This is a genomic window from Mesorhizobium sp. M4A.F.Ca.ET.020.02.1.1 (assembly GCF_004022645.1).
In the GTDB taxonomy this organism is placed as follows: Bacteria; Pseudomonadota; Alphaproteobacteria; order Rhizobiales; family Rhizobiaceae; genus Mesorhizobium.
The window spans coordinates 1-3,697 of record NZ_RZOI01000616.1; the positions used below are offsets into that span (position 1 = coordinate 1).

General features: G+C 65.1%; 5 protein-coding genes. All 5 read right to left on the reverse strand.

All coding sequences use genetic code 11. The features are described from left to right. A partial coding sequence (locus EN742_RS27865) for an ATP-binding cassette domain-containing protein (RefSeq protein WP_128333513.1) occupies nucleotides 1–471 on the reverse strand: 471 nt, incomplete at its 3' end. Beyond that, nucleotides 468–1,265: an ABC transporter permease gene (locus EN742_RS27870; RefSeq protein WP_127407295.1), complete on the reverse strand. Its 798-nt coding sequence runs from the start codon at nucleotides 1,263–1,265 to the stop codon at nucleotides 468–470. The genes EN742_RS27865 and EN742_RS27870, both read right to left, overlap by 4 nt. Then, on the reverse strand, nucleotides 1,265–2,137 hold the full coding sequence (locus EN742_RS27875) for an ABC transporter permease (protein WP_128333514.1): 873 nt from the start codon (nucleotides 2,135–2,137) through the stop codon (nucleotides 1,265–1,267). Before EN742_RS27875 ends, EN742_RS27870 begins: the two co-directional genes overlap by 1 nt. A gap of 22 nt (nucleotides 2,138–2,159) precedes the next feature. Beyond that, complete coding sequence (locus EN742_RS27880; RefSeq protein ID WP_127407664.1) at nucleotides 2,160–3,236, reverse strand: PotD/PotF family extracellular solute-binding protein; 1,077 nt, start codon at nucleotides 3,234–3,236, stop codon at nucleotides 2,160–2,162. A 39-nt stretch (nucleotides 3,237–3,275) separates the two neighbouring features. Continuing rightward, the coding region (locus EN742_RS27885) for a cupin domain-containing protein (protein WP_148670305.1) at nucleotides 3,276–3,697 on the reverse strand (422 nt) is incomplete at its 5' end.

The window sequence follows — 3,697 nt, forward strand, 5'->3', positions numbered from 1 at the left end:
GACGATGGCGCGGGCCAGCGCCACGCGCTGCTGCTGGCCGCCCGACAATTCGCTAGGGTAGCGATGCGCGAAGTCGCCCATTTTGACCATGTCGAGCGCCCGCGTCACCCGCGCCTTGCGCTCATCCTGCCCGACGCCGCGCAACGTCAGTGGATAGGCCACGTTGCGGCCGACCGTCATGTGCGGGAACAGCGCGTAGTGCTGGAAGACGACGCCGATGTTGCGCTTGTGCGCCGGCACGCCGACGACGCTTTTGTCCCCGACCAGGAGCTTGCCACTGGTCACATCGGTGAAGCCGGCGATGACGTTGAGCGTCGTCGTCTTGCCGGAGCCGCTTGGCCCGAGCAGCGTCATGAATTCGCCGGGCTCGATGCGAAGCGAGACGCCGTCCAGCGCCTTGAAGCCGCCATAGGCCTTGCTGATCGACTCCAGGTCGATCGCCGCGCCCTTGCTCGCCTGCCTTGGGTTCATTGGCGTCCCTTCCGCTCGCGGCCAAGGAGAAGCATGCCGCCACCGATCAGGATCGTGGTGGCGCACAAAAGGATCGTGCCGACCGCGGCGACCGTCGGGTCGGCGTCGCGCGTGATGGAAGAGAAGATCTGCACGGGCAATGTCTTCAGGTAGGGATTGGTGATGAACAGCGACACGACGATCTCGTCGAAGGAGGTGGCGAAGGCGAACAGCAGGCCGGACAGGATGCCGGGCAGGATCAGCGGCAGCGTTACCGTGCGGAACGTCGTCAGCGCACCGGCGCCGAGGCTCGCCGCCGCCGTCTCCAGCCGCCTGTCGAACACTTCGAGACTGGCTGAGACGGCGATCAGCACGAAAGGAAGCGCAAGGATGGTGTGGGCAAGCACGAAGCCCAGCATCGTTCCGACCAGGTGGGTTTCGAGATAGACGGCATAAATGCCGATGGCCAGCACCACGCCGGGCACCACCATCGGCGTCAGCATCAGCATCCGCAAAAGGTTGGCCGGCCGCGCCTTCATGCGGTCGAGGCCAAAGGCCGCCAGCGTGCCGAGCACCGTCGCCAGCACCGCCACCAACGAGGCAACCTTGAGCGAGTTCAGGAAGCTGGTGGACCATTCCGGGCTTGTGGCGAAGTTCTGGTACCATTGCCAGGAGAAGCCTTGCGGCGGAAACGCCAGCGACTTGTTGGCGTTGAACGACATCGGCACGACGACGAGCGTCGGCGCCACCAGCCATATCGCCACCAGCAGGCAGACGAGCCCGAGGACGACGCGCGTGAGGGGCTTCATCTCCATCAGCGTCGCCCCGCTTCCCGGTGCCTGGAGCGCATCACCGGCGCCGCCAGCGCCAGCAGCAGGAAGGTGGCGACGAGCAGCACCACGCCCATCGCGCCGCCACGGCCCCATTGCAGCAGGCTGAGCACCTGCGTCTGCACCAGCGTTGACAGCATGGTCGAGCGCGGGCCGCCTAGCAGCGCCGGCGTGATGTAGAAGCCCAGCGCCAGGATGAAGACGATGATGGCACCGGCATAGACGCCCGGCAGCGACAGCGGCAGGTAGACGGTGAAGAACGCGCGGAACGGTGACGCGCCGAGGCTCCGCGCCGCTCGCATCAGCCTGAGGTCGATGCCTTTCATGACCGAATAGAGCGGCAGGATCATGAATGGCAAAAGCACCTGCGCCATGCCGATCACCACGCCGGTCTGGGTGCGGATCAGCTTGACGCCGCTGAAGCCAGCCGCGCGCAGCAGCGAATTGATGACGCCCGAATCCTGCAGCAGGATCACCCAGGACAAGGTGCGCACCACCCCGCTCACCCAGAACGGGATCAGCACGCAAAGCACCAGCATCAACCGGACGCGCGGTCCGACCGCGGTCATGAGATAGGCGTAAGGATAGGCCGAGACCACGCACACCAGCGTCACCCAGGCCGAGATGGTGAAAGTCCGCCGCAGAACCGTGAGATTGACGGGCGCGCCGAAGAACCAGGCATAGTTCTGCACGCCCCATTCCGGCTCCGATAGGCTGCGCAGCACGATGGTGAGCAGCGGATAGCCGATCACCGCGATGAGCAGGATGAGCGCCGGCAGCGCGAGCGCGTACGGCCTCCACGCCCGTCCCGGCCACCCTAGGGCGGCGGGCTGGATCGTGGAATCGGACGCGCTCACGACCTTTGTCTCCGTTCGCCCCTTAGTTGCCGGCCATCATCGCCGACCACTTCTCCTGCGCCGCCTGGAAGTTCTCGACCCAGAACTTGATGTTCTGCTTGTAGCCCTGGCTCTGGCGATCGGGCGTGTTGGTCAGGAAGGCGGCGACGGAGGCGTCGACCTTCGGCTGCGCCTCATTGTTGATCGGCGTATAGGAGGTCGTCTGCGTCAGCACCTCCTGCGACTGCTTGCCGAGATAGGCATTGAGCAGCGCATAGGCGGCATCCGTGTCCTTGACGCCGACGGGAATGGTCATCTGGTCCATCACCACCAGCCAGTCCTGCCAAGCCGGCGCGTATTTGGCGCCGTTCTTGACCGCGGTCATGGCGCGGCCGGTCCACATCATCAGCATGTCGGCCTCGCCGGATTCGGCGAGCTGCTGCGATTCGGCGCCCGTCTTCCAGTAGATGGTGTCGGGGCCGAGCTTACGCACCACGTCGATGGCCTTGTCGATATCGGCTGCCGTCATCGCCTTCGGATCGCCGCCGCCGACCTTGAGGGCCTGCTCCAAGAGGCCCCCGGTGAAGTCGCCGGAGCCGTCGATGCCGCGCACGCCCGGGAACTTTGCCGTGTCGAAGAAGTCGGCCCAGCTCTTGGGCGGGTTATCCTTGTACTTCTCGGTGTTGTACATCAGCACGACGCCATAGTTCATCGCCGGCACCGAGCACTCGCTGACCTGGCCCTCTGGAATGTGCGAGACGTCGAGCTTGGAGAGGTCGAGCTTCTGGAACAGCTTGCCGCAATAGACGTAAGGCGGGAAGTCGGCGGTATCGACCACGTCCCAGGTCACGTTGCCGGACTCCACCTGCGCCTGCAGCTTGGCGATCTCGGTCGGGCCGTCATTGAGCAAGGTGACGCCGGACTTTTCGACGAACTCCTTAAGCGCGGCCACCTGGCCGTCCTGGTAGATGCCGCCGAAGGAGACGAACGTCAGGGTCTTGCCCTTCAGCGAACCTTCCTTGACCGCGCCGGCGACAGGGTTCTCCTGCGCCATCGCAGCCGTGCCCAGAAAGCCGAGCACCATCGCCGCGCCAAATGCCAAACGTGTCGACTTCAGCATGATTGTCATTCTCCCATTGCTACCCGCGTTTGATCGGAACTACCTGGCCGCGAGCGGTTTCCAGGCCGTGTATTGGTCGAGCTCGGCGCGCGCCGAGGTCGGTGGCGCGATGATCCACATCACCTCGGCGCGGCCGCTGCCGATGTTCTCGCTGCGATGCGGCGTCGAGGTCGCGTATTCGATGCTGTCGCCTTCCTCGAGCACGTGGCGCGCGTCGCCGAGCGAAACCTCCAGGACCCCGCGCAGGACGACAAGCATCTCGTGCGCGTCGCCATGGGTGTAGAGATCGGGCCCGGTCGAGCCGCCAATGTCGAATTCGCCGATATAGACTTCCATGTCGCTGAGCGGCGGGCGCGACAAAAGCATCTTGCGGCAGCCGTCGCTGGGCGGCAGGCTCGGCCGCTCGCTGCGCCGCAAGACCCCATGGTTCTGCTCGGCACTTTCCTCGAACAGCATCGCCA